The 16,212-nt window shown below is 72.1% G+C and carries 7 protein-coding genes; all 7 read right to left on the bottom strand.

What is annotated here, in order from left to right; genetic code table 11:
* Positions 1-96 precede the first annotated feature (96 nt).
* Positions 97-1,824, bottom strand: coding sequence for a hypothetical protein (locus tag OG599_RS33080; RefSeq protein WP_327179650.1), 1,728 nt, complete (start codon positions 1,822-1,824; stop codon positions 97-99).
* Entirely contained in the window at positions 1,821-2,693 is an 873-nt protein-coding gene (locus OG599_RS33075; RefSeq protein WP_327179649.1) for a nucleic acid/nucleotide deaminase domain-containing protein, read from the bottom strand. The genes OG599_RS33080 and OG599_RS33075 overlap by 4 nt, the downstream gene beginning before the upstream one ends.
* A 155-nt stretch (positions 2,694-2,848) precedes the next feature.
* Positions 2,849-6,367, bottom strand: coding sequence for a hypothetical protein (locus OG599_RS33070; RefSeq protein ID WP_327179648.1), 3,519 nt, complete (start codon positions 6,365-6,367; stop codon positions 2,849-2,851).
* Positions 6,364-10,593: a hypothetical protein gene (locus OG599_RS33065; protein ID WP_327179647.1), complete on the bottom strand. Its 4,230-nt coding sequence runs from the start codon at positions 10,591-10,593 to the stop codon at positions 6,364-6,366. The genes OG599_RS33070 and OG599_RS33065 overlap by 4 nt, the downstream gene beginning before the upstream one ends.
* A 105-nt stretch (positions 10,594-10,698) precedes the next feature.
* Positions 10,699-11,199: a hypothetical protein gene (locus OG599_RS33060; RefSeq protein WP_327179646.1), complete on the bottom strand. Its 501-nt coding sequence runs from the start codon at positions 11,197-11,199 to the stop codon at positions 10,699-10,701.
* Positions 11,200-11,284: 85 nt separating this feature from the next.
* Positions 11,285-11,680 (bottom strand): hypothetical protein, encoded by a 396-nt coding sequence (locus tag OG599_RS33055; protein WP_327179645.1) that lies wholly within the window; start codon positions 11,678-11,680, stop codon positions 11,285-11,287.
* A 488-nt stretch (positions 11,681-12,168) separates the two neighbouring features.
* Positions 12,169-16,005, bottom strand: coding sequence for a carboxypeptidase regulatory-like domain-containing protein (locus tag OG599_RS33050; RefSeq protein ID WP_327179644.1), 3,837 nt, complete (start codon positions 16,003-16,005; stop codon positions 12,169-12,171).
* Between the last annotated feature and the right edge of the window lie 207 nt (positions 16,006-16,212).

Here is a 16,212-nt window from a genome sequence, read left to right as displayed (position 1 = left end):
ATCGGGGATCCGGGAGATGCGGCGCGGAACGGCGGTCCGTCCAGATCCCAGGGCGGACCGCCCGGATCCCCGTACGGACCGCCCAGGGTGCAGCGCTCACCGCGCCGCTTCAGGAGGACCGCCGGACGGGGCGAGGCACATCAGGCTCTCGTCCGTGCCGATGACCAACTCCCCGGCAGAGGTGAGCGCGAGGGCGTTCACCCGGAGGCCGGGGCGGAAGACGCGAGGGGCGGCGTCCTCGGCCACGGCCTGGTGCGCCACCAGTCCGTCCGCCCAGGCGGCGGCCAGGAGCGGCCCCGCCTCCGTGGTGGTCACCGCCAGCGCGGTCACCGGGTGCGGACGTGAGAGCACGGGTGTCTCCAGCGCCGCGCCGTGCAGGGCCCACACCCGGACGGTACCGTCGGCTCCTCCGCTGTACACCAGGGGAATTGACGGTGACTCAGCTGCGGTCGGAACGGCACCGGTGGCTGCGAGAGCGGTCACCGGTCCCCGGTGGAGAGCGGCGGTGACGGCTTCCGGTCCGTCGCTGTCGCCGCCGTGGCCGGTGAACGCGCGCACCGTGCCCGTTTCGTCGCCCACCGCGAGCACTCCGTCGCAGGCGGCCAGTGCGGTCGCGGCGACGCCCGCCACGTACGTCCGCGCCGCCTCCACGAGCCGGCCCTCCGCCGGCGGGCCGGTGTCCAGGAGAGCGGACAAGCCCGCCGTCCCGGCGTTCGACGGTGCACCCTGCGTGAAGAGCGAGCCGTGGGCGTCCAGACTCGTCACCACTCCGTCGGCGTCCACCACCAACGCCCCCGAAAGCGGGCGCGATGCCGGGAGTCGGCCCACCGGCGAGGCGTCCTCGCGGTCCAGCACGCGGATCGTCCCCTGATGGTCCGTCACCACCAGGCGTCCGTCGAGCGCACCGCGGCCCGTCGCGAGCGCCCGGGCCGGCCCGGGCCACGGCGGCCGGGCGTCCCCCGGTACGCACCGCCACCGCACCCGCCACCGCGCGCCCTCGGCGCATCGCGCGAGCGCTGCCGACAGCCGGGGGTCCGCGTCGTTCCCCAGAGCGGCCAGTAGGACGTTCGCCCGCTCCGGCGCCGCCTGTTCCCGGGTGAGCGAGGCACCGGCCCGCAGCCAGGCCGCCCGCAGCCCTCCGTGGGGGTCCCCGGAGCGCTCGTAGAGGGCGGAGACGTGCCACGGATCCGCCGTGCAGACCGAGGGAGGATCGTTCAGGTCGACAGGGCCGGCGGGCACGGACCCCGGCTCGCGGTCGGACGACTCCGGCGGGACCCGGCGGGGGCGCTCCGCCCACGAGGCGCACCGGGCCGGGTCGGTCCACCGCGCCTCGTCCAGGTCCATCACCGCGCACCGGGCCTTTGCGAGCGCTTGCCTCTCCGGTGTTCCGCTCCGCACCTCGACGATCAGCCGTACATGGTCCGACTCCAGGAGGGCCAGGGCCAGTTCGGCAATGCCTTCGGGGTCTTCGCCGGCGTGCAGGTCGGGCAGAACGACGACGGTACGGCGGCCGTCACCGGTCAGCGTGTCCACCAGCGCGCCGGGCGTCCGGGCCGTCACCGACAACTGGTGCGCGATCGTCCAGGCCGCCGTCGTCGCCGTGCGGCCGGCGAGGGGAACGAAGGCGTGCACGCGCCGCTCCGGTGGTGTCCCCGGCCGTCTCCCGTGGGCGACGAGCCACGCCAGCAGCGCGGACTTGCCGCTCCCCCCGCCGCCGGTGACGAGGCAGAGCCGGGGCGCTTCCGCGTCCGCCAGCCAGGCCAGCAGCGCCGCCGCGGCCGGTTCCCTGCCCGCCGCCGGCCGGGCCCACCTCTGCTCTCTCACGCCCGTCCCGCCTGTCGTGCGGAGTGGAGGATCAGTTCCTTGAGCCCTTCCTCGCGCGAGACCGCGGCGTCCCCGTAGTCGAAGCTGTGCGTGAACCCGGCTTGCGGGAAAGTCGCCTGGAGCCACGCGGAGCAGTAGTGCCCCGGCATCATGCACGGCTCCAGTTCGCAGTAGACCCGGCGTACCCGGTCCGGAGTGATGCCCTGCGCCGACAGACGTGCCCAGAGCAGCTCCTCGGGATGCGCCCTGCCCGGGGCGGTCCTCTCGGTGGCTATCTGCTTGCCGCCGCTCCCGTCGACGTACTCGAACGCGGCGGAGAACGGAAAGTTGAGCGTGTGCCGCACGTCTTCGAGGACGCGGGGCCACCAGCTCTCGCGGTCCTCGAAGGCCTCGGGGTCGAGCCGCCGGATCTCCGCGTCCAGCTCCCGGTACTCCGCCGCCGCGGCCGCCAGGCCCGGGGACGACGCGATCACCGGCAGCCGCCTGTCGAACACCGCCAGCGCGGCGGTGAACGCGCGCACGTCGGAACTGACGAAGAGATCCGGCTCCGGGCGGGCGAGGAAGACCGCCTGCACCCCGCCGTCGGGCCGTACGCACATCTGCGCCAGTCGGTCGCTGCCGATCCGGACCCAGTCGGCCCGCGGGTCCTCCAGGACGAGGCCGCGGTGACCGGAGAACATCCGCAGGGTGAGGCCGTCGGTCCCGCCGGCCGCCGTGAAGTACGGACTCACGTGCAGCGGCACCCCGACCGCCGCCAGCATCTCGCGTGTGGCGTCGGGCAGGATGGCGTACTGCCGGGGCACGACGATCCGCCGCATTCCCTCAGGGCCGAAGTGGGCAACGGACGGGTCCGGGGTTCGCTCGGACATCGGGCTCCCTCGTCGCGGCGGTTGGCTGCCGGCTTCACTCTAAGCGCGTGCGGATCCGCATGGCATGAGCGGGTTGGATCGGCAACGGGACGTGCTGGAAGCCGGGTTCGAGGCGGATCTGCCGCACCTCGACGAGCGGCCGGTATCGGCCGTCCTCACCCCAACGGCAGCGGCACGACGGCCGTGTACACCGTGCGGTCCGCGATGTCGCGGGTGGTGCCGACGGCCGCACCGAAGGAGGGGGTGATGTCCTCGACCTCTCGGACGAGGACCCTCAGACGGCCGGGGCCGTCCGGAGCCGTGAGGGGCGGCAGGGGCTCACCGGTGTGGCCGGAGACCGTCGCGCCGGCGACGCGTTCCCACGCGGGGAAGCCCGGCGGGGTTCCGGTGAGCGAGGTGAGGTCGACGGGTGCGCCCGGCAGGTCCGGCGCGTCGCACCGTTCGACCGACGCGAAGACGCGGTTGGGCCGGCTTCCCCCGCGGCTCAGGCCGGTGAGGGCGATCCGCAGGCCGTCGGGTTCCTCCCTGACCTCCAGGGCACGGTCCGGGAGGAGCGGGACCATGTCCGTGCGGACGACACGGGAGAGGCACAGGCCGTCCAGGCTCTCGGGCTGGTAGCGGGCCAGCGCCAGGTGCGCGAAGGGGCAGTAGGACGAGGCGGCCGCCCCAGGCATCGCGATGTCGGCGTACCAGCGGCCCTCGTGGTGGAACACCGGAAAGGGAAGAACGCGGACGCCGTGGCCGGTCTCCACGAGCGGTACGTCGACCGGGGCAACGGCACCGGCGAACAGGGACGCGTCGGCCAGCGCCTTCGGGGAGGGCGTCGAATGGATCGGGTCGCGGTTGATCCAGGACACCAGGGGGCGGTCCTCGTCGGGGGCGGAGTCCTCGTCACCCGGCAGGACGATCACAGCGACGCATTCCCCCTCACCCGTGGTGTACCAGGGCCGGCCGAGTTCGACGCGCAGCCGGCCGGCCGAGCGCTTCCGTACGATGCCCCCTCCGGGGAGGGGTTCCTCCGACCAGAGGAAGGCGGGGACGGCGGACACGATCACGGGGGGCGGGGGCAGGGCGCTGCTCTTGACCGACACCGGGCCGAGGACGGTGTTCGCGTGGAATTGCTCCTCGTCGTCGGTCGGCGCGAAGCAGTCCCGGAAGCGGCTGATCGCGGTGACGGAGCAGCGGATGTTCCGGTGCTTGGTGTCGCCGAACTCCGGGCGGATCTCGGCCAGCGCACGTGCCCCGCGGGACACCGCGAGCGGGGTCAGGGGAACCGAGGTCGGGACCGGGGCCGCGGTGTCACCCCATTCGTCCCAGTGCGCGCGGATGTCCAGCTGCGCGGTGCTCGGCGTGTGCACGCCGAAGATCCCGTCGTGGGGTTCCAGGACGGCATGGGTGCTGCCGGGGGGCCTCGACGAGGTCAGGGATCCTGACGGGGCGTTGAGCGGGCGGCGGACGGCGTGGACGAGTTCGAGCAGGCGTGGCGGGGTCAGCATGGGATGCCGGCCCTTGAGGGCGGCGCTGCCCGCGTCGAGGTCGTCGGTGTCGTCGGTGTCTTCCACTCCGTTCGCGTCCGTGTCGCCGTCGGTGTCCGCGGTGACCAGCCGCTTGATCTCGAACCAGTCGAGTTTGTCCTGCAGGACCGTCGAGGTCAGTTCCACCAGGACGCGCTGCCCGGGCGGTACGGAGATCCGCACCGTCGAGGACTCCGCGGCCGGCCCTCCCCCCGGGGTCGTCCAGTTCAGGCTCGCCGGGTCGTCGCGGTCGTCGGCGGGGACGAGTTCGATGTGTTTGGGCGGGTGGCCGGGCCAGGTACCGGCCCAGGGGCGGGCGTCGGTGAGGCGGCGGGGCGGACCGGCGGGCTCCGGCATGACCGTGGCGGCGGCCCCGAGGGCGGCCGGGTCGGGGAGCCCGGCACCCGGTACGGCGGTGATGGCGCGGGTGGCCCGGTCGCGACCGTTTTCCGCCGGGTCGCTGAGGACTCCGTGCTGCTCCGCGAGCTGGAAGGTCGTCACGGGTGGCGAGAAGGTGCGGTGGTCGTTCACGGGGTACGCGGGGTCGCCCTCGAACGCGTCGGGGCGGAAATGCCCGTCGGCGGTGGGCGACGAGCGTACGACGAGCCGTTCCAGGGTGCCGCCGGGTCCGAGCAGTTCGTGGTTGACGCGGAACGTGCCCGGCTGTCGCGGGTCCTCGACGAGCAGGCCGTCGGGGACCAGCACGTCCGGGGGCGGGACCGGCTCCCACCGGGTGTAGGGGATCTCATCGGTCGGGCGCGAGGCCGCGAGGCGGTCGTCCGGCAGGATCCCGCCGCCCGCGATGTCGGCGACGCGTGCGCGCAGCTGGTACGCGCGGCCGAACCGGAGTTCGGGCAGACTCCGCTCGGCGACCTCGACGTGCGCGGCGAACCGGTAGGGGATGCGTTCGGCGGCGAGCGCGGAGGGGGTGGACGTCGTCCGCGCACCGTCCAGGGTGGGGCGGGGGACGGCCAGGCTCCAGCCGGTCCAGCCGGCCACGATCTGATCCGTGTGCAGGCCGTCCTCCTTCTTGACCATCATGTTCGGTTTGAGGTGGCCCTCTTCCCGCACTTCGGTCTCCGGGCCCACCGGGCGGTCGTCGATCGTGTACCGGGCGGTGCGGTCCTGCAGGGAGAACCAGGTGTTGCTGTCCTGCGGCCGGACATCGAGCCGGTATCCGAGGACCAGGTCCTCCGCGTCGAGGACCCGGTCGGCGAGCGATCCGCTCCGGGCGCTGGAGCGTCCGCGTTCGCTGCGGTCCGCCAGCTGCTGCTCGCGGTCGGTACGTGCCAGCAGGAGTCCGGCGGACTTCAGCGTGGGCAGCACCAGCGGTTCGTCCGCCGTGTCCCCGTCGGCGGCGGCCGCCGTGCCGGCGGTGTCCCGGAGTCTGTCCACCCCTCCGTCGACGTCGACCGTGACGACCTTCCATGTGTCGGAGTCCGAGAGGTCGACGAATCCGGACCGGATGTCACCGCCGGAGGCAGGCAGGAAGTGCGTGTCGTCGAACTCGTAGGCGGTCCACGGAGACTCGACGGTGACCGGTGAATCCGGCCAGCTCACCCGGATCAGGGGGTACGGCGGCCCGGTGCTCGTGGGCAGCGCGTCGGTCGGCACGTCCAGCCGGACGACCAGCCCCAGCGCCTGCAGTACGTAGGGGTGGTCCCGCAGGAAGGAGACGGCCCGGTGGAAGTCGAGCACCGGAAAGTCCGGGTCCCGGTCCGGCTGTGCGCCGGCGGCGGTGTCCGGCGGACGGCGCCAGTTCTGCAACTCGTCCCGGACGACCCCCGCGTCGCCCGGGCTGCTCGCCGCGGCCGCGTAGGTGGCGACCAGGGCGTCGTGGTCCCGCAGGGTCGGGCTGACCTCCGGTCGCGGGTACCCCTCGGGCGGCTGCCAGGGGGTGACCTCGATGCCGTGGCCGAAGAAGCCGTGCCAGGTGTCACTGCGGGCGTCGCGGTGCACCGTGGCCGGGACCGCGCGCTCGGGCTGTCCGGGCTCGCGTATCTCGACGAGCGGGTTCGCCGCGTTGACGGTCTTGGGCCAGTCCTCCATCGGCGTACCGGCCAGTTGCCGGGTCAGCCGGGGAACGACGAGTACGCGCAGCGGCGCGCGGTCCGCCTCGGCCCGGCCCCCGGGTACGGCGATCCAGCCGAGTGTGCTCATGACGTCGGTCCTTCCCCGAAGGCGGAGCGGTAGCCGCGCCACTCCTCCGTGGCCGGTCCCACCGGCTGGGCCGGATCGGCGGGCGAGGGCTGCGGGCCCGGTCCCACCGGTGCGCTCGTGCGCTGCCGCCGGCCTTCACCGCCGGCCAGTACCCAGTCGCCGGTGTCGAGTTCGACGGACTCGCTGAACAGCGTCAGGTCGATCTCCAGCACCAGCGTGGCCCTGCCGACCAGCTGGTTCGTTCCGCTCCGGTAGGTGAGGGTGATCCTCACTTCGATGGACACGGTGACCAGCCCGAAGATACTGACGTGCCCGCCCAGCCGGAGGTAGCCGCTGAGGTCGAACTGGTCGCCGCTCTTCAGGAGGTGGACTCCGCCCATGGCGTGGACCTCGCCGGAGGCGACCACGAAGTTCACCGCGACCGAGGCGCCGAACTCCAGCGCGGCCTCCAGCCGTCGCAGTCCGGTCCGGTCGAGGACCACGTCGACGTATCCACCGCCGCCGAACATCAGCACGGAGAGGTTGAACGGGGCTGCCCGGCTGGCGAAGGCGAGGGAGACCGCGACCGGCCGGTCGTCGAAGGGCACCTCGATCCCGGCGTGGAACACCAGACCGGTCAACTGGAAAGCTCCCGCGGTCACATCGGGGACCGGCAGGCTGTAGGAGGCCGAGACTCCGCCGGACGAGGCTTCGATGTGCGGACCGGAGCCCCCGAGGTCGACGCCCTCCTGCAGCTCCTTCAGCAGGTTCAGCAGCCCGGAGAACTCTGCCCCGACACCTTCGACCCCGAGGGTGGGCGGCTGCCCGCCGCTCTGGAGGAAGGTGATGCTGTCGAAGCTCACCTCGAGGAGCTTGCCGCTCTCGCTCCGGTCGGGAAGGGCCAGCGCCACGTTCCGCACCGTGCAGGTGATGGTCTGTCCCTCCGGCGCCATCAGGACGTCGAGATCCAGCACGGAGTCGTCGCCGGTGACGAATGATCCCTCGTCCGTGTCGAGTTCCACGCCGTGCCATTGCAGGGTGATCCGCGGAGGGCCGCCCGCCAACGCGTCGCTCAGGATCGTCGGCGGTTCCTTCAACGCGGTCGCGTCGATGAGGTCGGACAGGTGGTATCCGAGGAGGGTCGCTCCGTCGCCGAGGATCTTCTTCGGGTCCAGGTGGCCGCCGGCCCGGTCGAGCAGACCAGCCACGTTGACCGGTCCGTTCAGGCGGGAGATGCCGTCCGCGACGATGTCGGGCGCCACGATGCCGCCGCTGCGCGCGGTGTTCCGGGCGAAGTCGGTGACGAGCGCCTCCGCCCCCTCGGGCACCTCGAACGGGACCTTCAGATCGGGCGCCGAGTCGAGCAGGGCGGGGCTGAGGGCCAGCCGCATCGGTGGCCGGTCCGCGCCGACCAGCGCCCGTACCGCCGGAAGCGCGGTGTCGAACGCCCAGCGGTCCACGCCCGCCCGGCGCCGCTCGCCCGGCACGGGCGCCGCCCCGAGCCGCGGGCGGAAACCGCCGTCGTGCGGGGTGCCCACGACGTGCAGACGCTCCACCTCGCAGACGTCCTGCTCCACGGGCGCGCTCGACCGGACGAGGTCGATCCGGGCACCGTGTGCCGCCACGGCCCCGTCACCCACCTCCCGGTAGGTCTCCGCCAGCCTGCGCGCGATCTCGCTGTCGGTGAGGGAGTTGAAGGGCGGTGTGAACAGCCCCTGGGGGCGGTCGATGTCCGACACGAACACCAGCGGCATCGCCAGGTGGACGTCACCGGCCCGGCCCGCCGCACGGACCGGGAAGTCGACGGGTACACCGCCGACACGCGGCACGATGTAGACGGGGAGCGGCACGACCCCACCGTGCGGCAGGGCGTCGATCTTCGCTTCGATGTGCGCGATCCGCTCCTGAAAGTCCAGGTACGAACGCGCCGCCGCGGAGCGGGTGACGGGGGGCTCCGGGTCCTCGGGGTCGAAGAACGCATCGTCGAGAGGCTCGTCGGCGTCGGAGGTGGCGCCGGCCGCGAGATCCTCGACCGGAGGTTCGCCTCCGCCGGGTCCCATGTCGCCGTACAACTTCTCGTAGAGGTCGCCGGCGCGGTCCGACCAACGGCCACGGTCTTCCAGGAGGCCGGTCAGTTCGGGTACGGGGAAGTCCTGGGTCCCCCACGGCTCGCTGTCGAGCCCCTCGTAGAACGTGCGCTCGATCGCCACCTCGTGAAAGGGGAAAGCCGCCCGGAGTGCGGCGTCGGCCGGTTCGCTCCGGACGGGTTCGGTGACCTTGAGAACCGTCGACTTCCGCAGGTGTGCCACCGCCCCGTCGCGTGTTCCCTCGAAGACGCGCTCCGTCAGCTCGACGAACTCGGCCCGGTGACCGAAGGGGTACAGCACCCCCTTGGTCGCCGTACGGATGTACCGGTCGCGGCCGAGCGCGGCCAGATGCTCCCACTCGAAGGTGTCCCAGGACCCGGCGGCGGTCAGAGATCCGCCCAGTGAGCTCAGGGTGAGCCGGTCGATCCGCGCGGTGGGCTCCTCCAGCATGATGCGGGCGCGCGAGCCCCCGCGCAGCGCCACGGGGAACGGGTCGTCCGAGGTCATGTCGACCGGGTGCAGGCGCAGGCCGGCCGGTGCGCCCGCGGCCGTGTCCTGGACCGCGACGGTCGTCTGCCAGAGGCCGATGGTGCTCGACTCCGACCTGACGGCGTCGGCCGGATGCGTGGCGCGCATGTCCAGCCCCTCCGGCGGGTGCGGGGAGAGCACCAGCCCGTAGGGGATCTCGATCGCCGTCTTCTCGTCCTGGACCCCGTTCGCCGGCACCAGACGACCACGGCGTACGGCGTCCAGGACGCCCTCGGCCGTCAGCCGCACCGGAGGATCGTCCGTCCGGAATCCCACCACGAGCCGGCTCGCCCCCGCCAGGGCTGCCTGCCAGGTGGGGAACCCGCCCGTCAGGGACGGGTCCGCTGCGGGCACGGCAGGCCCTCGGTCCGCGACGACCTCCTCGACCACGTGCTGCGGAGGGAAGAGGACCGTCAGTTCCGCCACCGGACCCGGCACCAGTTCGGCCGGCTCGCCCGCCGGGGTCCGGAGCTCGAAGCCGCTCCAGCGCACCCCGAGGAGCACCAGGTCGTCGGGCCTGATCAGCAGCATGTCGGGATCGGCCGGCAGGGCGGTCATGAATTGCGGCTCCGGCGCCGGCTCGGTGGGGAACAGTGCCGCCGACTCCCCGGTCAGCGGCACCGGCTCGCCCATGCCGCCCTCGGGGTCGAGGGTGAAGTCCTCGCGGCTGAAGCCGCCGTCGGTGGCGCGCACCAGTACCTCTGCGTGTTCCCCGGTCGACCAGGCGGTGGGTGGGAAGGGGGAGGTCACGGTTGCGGTGGGGCCGCGCCAGGCGGCGGGGCGGCCCGGAGCCGGAGGTTCCAGAACCCAGCGCACGGTCCCGTCGTTCTTCGTGCCGGCAACCAGCAGGAGGAGTTCGGGGCCGAACGCGACGAGCTGCACGTCCCGGGCGGCGATCCTCCTGGACGCGGTGAGCTGCATGTCCAGCCGTTCTTCGGCGTCGAACCAGCGGCCGCCGTCCCAGCCCCAGTGCAGTGGCACCCCGTCCGTCCGTACCGCGAAGAGGTCGAGCCGTCGAGGATCGTACGAGGCCACGGTGGGCCTGCCCGAGAGCGACTGACCGCCCCGCGCCTCGGTGTTCCAGCGGTTCTCGGCCCACCACCAGTGCCGCAGCGCGCCGTCGACGTCGACGGCGAACACGTCGAGGGCGCCCGGAGCGCGGCTGATGGCCGTCGGCCTGGAGGTCGCCACGTCCGGGGTCAGCCTCCGCGGGGCGTTCCAGCCACGGGTACCGAGCGTCCATTGCCTGATGCATCCCTCGACCCCGAGGGCGAAGAGCTGGAGCCCTCCGGCGTGGACGATCTCCGGGTCGGTGACGCAGAAGCCAGGCAGAGTCTCCTCGGTGGGCGGCCCCAGCAGTTGGACGCGACCCGCGTCCGGCCAGGACCAGTCGACGAGCCTGACCCCCGACCGGCCGAGCAGATGCAGCCGTCCGTCTCCGCCCACGGTCACCACCGGGTCGGAGTCGAAATGGCCTCCGAGCGGCTCGGGGCCGGACATGACAACGCCCTCGAAGACCTCGTAATGCTCCACCGTTCCGTCGTCCCCGCGGACGAAAGCGGTGAACTCACCGAGATCCCAAGGAAGCACGGCCACCCGATGGTGGAAGGCCGAACGATCGAAAGCGGTCACAGCGCTGACATCTCCCTACGGAGAACGGGAGGCGAGCCGACGACAGGCGGCGGGACCACCGGATCGTCCGGAAGGACCGTCACCTCACGCGGAGGGCCTGGGAACTCACCCCAGGGGCCGGGCCCGGTTCCCCAGCGAGCGGCTCCTGCGGGCCGCGGCAGAGGCCAGACGACGGTTCCTGGGCGACGCGAGGGTCCGTCGCTCACGGCGGAAGAGCCGTGGGCCGCCCGCGTTCACGGTCAGGGACCTCGTGAACAGGGCATCCTCCGAAACGCTGAAGGTGCACATGTTGGACCCACTCGTCGACACATCGCCCGACAGCGTCGTGGTGGCCGTGACGGTCACCGGGCCCGGCGAGGGATAGGCGGCGGCCAGGTACAGCGTCTGCGTGGCGGTCGTGTCGCTCTGCGGCGCTATCGATTCACGGCGGACTTCGGACGCGGTATTCCCTTCCGAATCGGCCAATTCACAGGCGATTTCCACGGTGATCGGGGCGTCCGTGTCATTGACGATCTCGTACCAATGAGAACTGCTCAGCGGCACATTGGTGTCCGCCGTCGCCGCTCCCGGGCACGTGGGGCCTGCGGCTGCTCCGCCGTACGGCATGATCTCTCCTCGGCTCGTGCGTATCACCGGAACGGTTGTCCGGCTCCGCCCTCGGCACCGCCTCGGCCCGAGCCTGTCCGCCGGCTCAGTCCGCGGCCACGACGGGAACGCAGTGGAACGTCGTGTGCCCCACTCCGAGGTCGTCGGCCAGCGTCACGGTGAGCCGGTAGTCCCCGACCGGAAATGGCCCCACCTGGGGCTCCATCAGCGGGCCGGCCTCGCCGGCGAGCAGATCCGGTTCGGTGAAGTCCGCCGGGTCCCCGTCCACGTCGCTGTCGAAGACGGCCTCGTGTTCGACGTCGTCGGAACCGGGACAGCCCTCCGGAATCCTCTCGACGAGCAGACGGTCGACGAAGGACGGAAGGTCTTGGGCGCCGGCGTTGAAAGCCACCCATTCGACACGGAACGATTCATCGTCGTGGATGATCGATATGCTCGGGGTTATCGGATTCTCCCCGTTGGCGAAAACGACGTCGACCATGGCTGCTCCCGTGAAGCGGCAGTGCACTCGGAGGCGTTACGACCGGTCCCATTTTATCGTCGTTGGGCGTTTCGCGTCATGTGGAGGCATGGGGCCGTGGTCCTTCCCCCGAAGGCCCGGTATCTGGCACCGAGCAGGGCCTGGCGCTCCGACTCCACGGCGGCCAGGGTTCGGCGCGGCTTCGCGCCGACCCACGTCACGGCGTACGCGCAGTGGTACGAACGGTCCGACGGCATCCACTCCGCCGAGAACTCCGTACGGTCTATTTGGTGAACAGCCCGACGCGCGCGTGGGGCCGGCCAGAATCATCCGGCCGACCCCACGCAGAAATCTTCCATCAATTCATCCGGCGAACCCATTTTCGCGCGCGTGCGCCGGAGTTGGGTTGCCGCGGCCTGTTCCACGTCGGGCTTGTCGGGCCCCGTACGATCACCATTGCCCTTGGCTGCACCTCTCCCCTCCGGATGTCCCGGTCCGAACGTGAACGGTCAGTGGCTGGTGCGGTGGTGCGTAGCGGTCAGGGTGATCCCGACGGCTTGACCGGTGTAGGGCGAGTCCGTGCCGATCGTGAGGTCCGCCTTGTACGTGCCGGCCGCCGGGACGGCGTCGGCATCGGCGGTGACGGGGATGGTGACCGAGTGTCCGGGCTTCAGCGTGAACCGGGTCCGGGTCTCGGACAGCCAGGACACGTCGTCGCCTTCGCACTGGTCGTAACCCGGCAGGTACTCGGCGTGGACGCCGCCGGTCAGGTACGAACGGACGCCCTGCCCGCCGCCCACCTCATAGAGCCCGCACCCGGTCGCGCCCTGGTAGACGGGGTAGTTCGAGTCCGGGAGCTCGGACCAGGCACCGCTGATCGGGTCGTACTCGACCGCGGCGGCGGAGGCGAAGGTGTCGTGGGTGAACCCACCGAGGACCTGCATCCGCCCGTTCGCCCCTGTCGCGGAGGCACCCGTCACGGCGGTGGGCATGTCCGCGATGCGTGCCCAGGAGGCGGTCGACGGGTGGTAGGCATAGGCCGCCGCCGTAAGACCGTCGGTGTAGTCCATGCCTCCGGCGCAGACGATCTCGCCGGGCAGGCCCGCGCACGTGGTGCTGTTCAGGGCCGTCGGGAAGTCGGCGACCCGGGTCCAGTGGTCGGACGTCGGCGTGTACCGGTAGGCGGCCTTGGTGGGTTTGGTGCAGTCGTCCACGCAGCCCGAGACGACGTAGAGCCGGCTGTCGAGGACCGCGACACCGGCAGTCTTGACGGCTTGCGGGATGTCGGCCGCCCGGGTCCAGGTGTCCGTCGCGGGGTGGTAGGCAAGCACCGTGGTGCGCGCCTCGGCGTCGCTGCTCTGGCCGCCGACCACGTACAGCGTGCCGTCGACGAAGGCGGACGAAGTCGCGGCGAGCGGTTCGGGCAGGTCGGCGATCCGCTGCCACGCGCCGGCGGCCGGGTCGTACACGTACCCGTGCGTGGTAAGAGTCGCGCCGATGGCCCGGTCGAAGCCGCCCACGGAGTAGACCTTGCCCCCGTAGCTGCTCACGGCGTTGCTCATGACGCGCTCGGGGTAATCCGGCAGGCTCGACCAGGCGGCGCCTTCGGTGGACTTCGAGGTCCCTCCGGCGGTGCTCTGTTCGCCGAGGTCCACCTTCACCGGTGCGTTGCCGGTGTTGGTGAAGGTGATGGCCTTGGTCGTCTTCCGGCCGAGGGCGGCGTCGAACGAGATCGTCGGCTTCGCCGTCACGTGTCCGGCTTCGACCTCGAGGTCGAGCGGGTCGACCCGCCCGGCGGTGATCTTCACCGAGTGGGTGCCGGTCGCGTAGCGCGGGGCGGAGACGGTGAGGGTCTGCTTGCCCGCGCCCGGCGCGAACAGCCAATAGCGGCCGCCCGGATCGGCGGCGTTACCGGTGGTCGCCGCGGAGTAGCCGGGAGCGTAGGGGGCCGCGGCGTCGGTGACGGTCGCGCCGTTCACGGGCTTACCGGTGTTGCCGTCGGTGACGGTGCCGGTGACCAGGCCGCCGTCGAGGGCGCTGCACCCGCCGAGCTGGATGCCGTCGGTCTGCCAGACCGCGAGGACGCCCGCGGCGGAGGTGAAGTGGAAGCGGACCTGGACGCGGGCCCGACCCTCGGCCTGGGGAAGCTGGACGGTCTCGTGGCCGGCGGACATCTCGACCGGGTCGTTGACCGCCTTCCAGACGGTGGTCCAGCTCTTCCCTCCGTCGGTCGTGAGGTCGACGGAGGCGGTGACGCCGTCACCGCCGGCGAACAGGGAGTCGAAGTCGAGCTGCGCCGTGTGTCCGCGCAGGTCGGCCACAGGTGAGGTGAGGACCGTGTCCTCGGCCGCGAGGTCGTGGGCGGGGGTGTTGGCGGTGGCGAAGTTACCGGATCCGCCCGTGAAGTTGTCGAGCCCCATGGGCGCGTCGAACTCCCAGCCGGGTGCGGTGGTGTCGGCAGCGCTGACGGTCCATCCGTTCCTCGGGTCGGTTCCGGTCCAGCCTTCGAAGTCGGCCGCGGCGGCGTTGTCGTAGCCGGGAGCCGTGCAGAGCGCCTTGTCGGGTATGGAGGTGAGATTCCTCCTCAGGTCCGATGCGCCGACCTCGACGCTGAGGTCGGTGGAGTGGTAGCCCGGGTAGAGCGGGGTGGAGTGCAGCTGGTACGTCGCGCCCTGCGGGAGGTCGACGGAATAGGCTCCGGTCTCCGGATCGGTGTAGACCGCGCCGCCGGGATAGCCGTCAACGGTGATCTTGCTGGAGAGAGGCCAGCCGTGCTCGGCGCCGTCTTTGACCGTGCCGCTGACACGTCGGGTCGCGGTCTTGGCGAGGGACAGATCGACTGTGCCGTTCGTGCCCTCTGCGACTGTGGTGGTGGGGCTGGTGGCGTCGGCGTACCCGAACAGCGAGGCTGTGACCTGGTAGCTGCCGGTCCGGGCGGCCAGGGTGTAGCGGCCGTCGGCATCCGTCGACGCGTGGAAGCTGCGTCCCGTCGTGGTGTCCATGGCGCGCACCACGGCTCCGGCCAGCGGGGCGCCGTCGGCCTGCACGGTGATCCGGCCGGTGAGGGTGCCGCTGGTGCCGAAGGCGAGCGCCGACACGCCGTTGGGCGTACCGAGTCCGGTCGGACCGTCGTAGCCGGGGCCCGCCGTGCAGGTGATGTCGGCGCAGGAGTCGTTGGCGCCTTCGGTGACGTCGTTGAGCCCGCTGTCGCCGGTGTACGCGTACGGGTAGGTCACCGGGTAGGTGTTCGGCGCGGGGTCGCCGGCCAGCGCGTACATCGCCGCGACCAGCGGCGCGGAGAGGCTGGTGCCGCCCACTTGGAGCCAGCCGCCGTTGCCGACGGTGTCGTAGACGCCGAGGCCCGACGCCGGGTCGGCGTCTGCGGAGATGTCTGCCGTGGACCGGGTGTCGCAGCCGGTGTCGACGCCCTCCTGGTAGGCCGGCCGGCTTTCGAAGAGCGAACAGCCGGAGCCGCCGTCGGCCCAGGCGGCCTCGGTCCAGCCGCGGGCGGTGCCGGGTGCGGCGGTCAGCCGGGTGCCGCCGACCGCGACCACGTTCGGGTTGGTGGCCGGCCAGCTCTGCACGTGTCCGGTGTCGCCCGTGGAGACGGTGACGACGACGCCCGGGTGGTCGTAGTGGTGGTCGTAGAGCGTTTCGTCGGCCGCCTCGCCACCGACGCCGTAGGAGTTCGAGACGAACTTGGCGCCGAGGCGGACGGCCGTGTCGACGGCCGCGCCGAGGCTCTCCAAAGAGTTGTCGTCCCCCTGGACCAGGAGGATCTTGCACTCCGGACAGGCGGCCGACACGGCGTCCAGGTCGAGGGAGGTCTCGGTGGCCCAGCCCGGGTCGTCGGCCGGATAGTCGGTGCCGCCGCGCTGGTCGGTCTTGCGGAAGCAGCCGTTGGCCGTGGTGCAGGCCGGCAGGCCGTAGTGCTCGCGGAAGACAGCCAGGTCCTCCTCGGCGCGGGAGTTGCCGAAGGCGTCGACGACGGCGACCGTCCGGCCCTCGCCGCCACTGCTCGGCAGGTCGTAGGCGGCCTGGATGTCCGCGGGGCCGAGGGCGGTGGCCGGCGGGCCGGTGGTCGCAGCCCGGCTCAGGACCTGCCGGTCCGTGCGGGTGTTCACCATCGAGAAGCAGCGGGCGTAACCCGCCTTCTGTGCGGGGGTGTTGCAGTCGGTGGGGGTGTACGGCTGGACGCTGGGGTCGGCGGTCGGGGTGTCCGTCGCCGCGACGGCCACGGGCGAGGCGGACAGAAGTCCCAGGCCTATGCAGGCTGCGGCGGCGTACGCGAACAGGTCGCGTACGCGTCGGCGGCGGGGCGGTCGGCGGTCGGATCTCGGGCTCACGGAGGGCCTTTCGGAGAGGGGCCGGGGTTCAGGAGGGGGTTCGTAGCCCTCTTTGCGGTTCAGAGGGGTTCGTAGCCGTCTGCGGGGGGCGGCAGAGGAGCGGGAGGGAGCTGGGAAGGGGCAGGCGGCGGAGGTTCGGTCGGGGGCTCGTGGTGCGGCTCGGGAGCCGGGCTGCTCATGGGAGGAGGTCACTCTCGTGCGGTCCGG

The sequence above is a fragment of the Streptomyces sp. NBC_01335 genome, from assembly GCF_035953295.1.
GTDB lineage: Bacteria > Actinomycetota > Actinomycetes > Streptomycetales > Streptomycetaceae > Streptomyces.
Note: the sequence above shows the minus strand (reverse complement) of the source record. Positions and strands in the feature narration are given on the sequence as shown.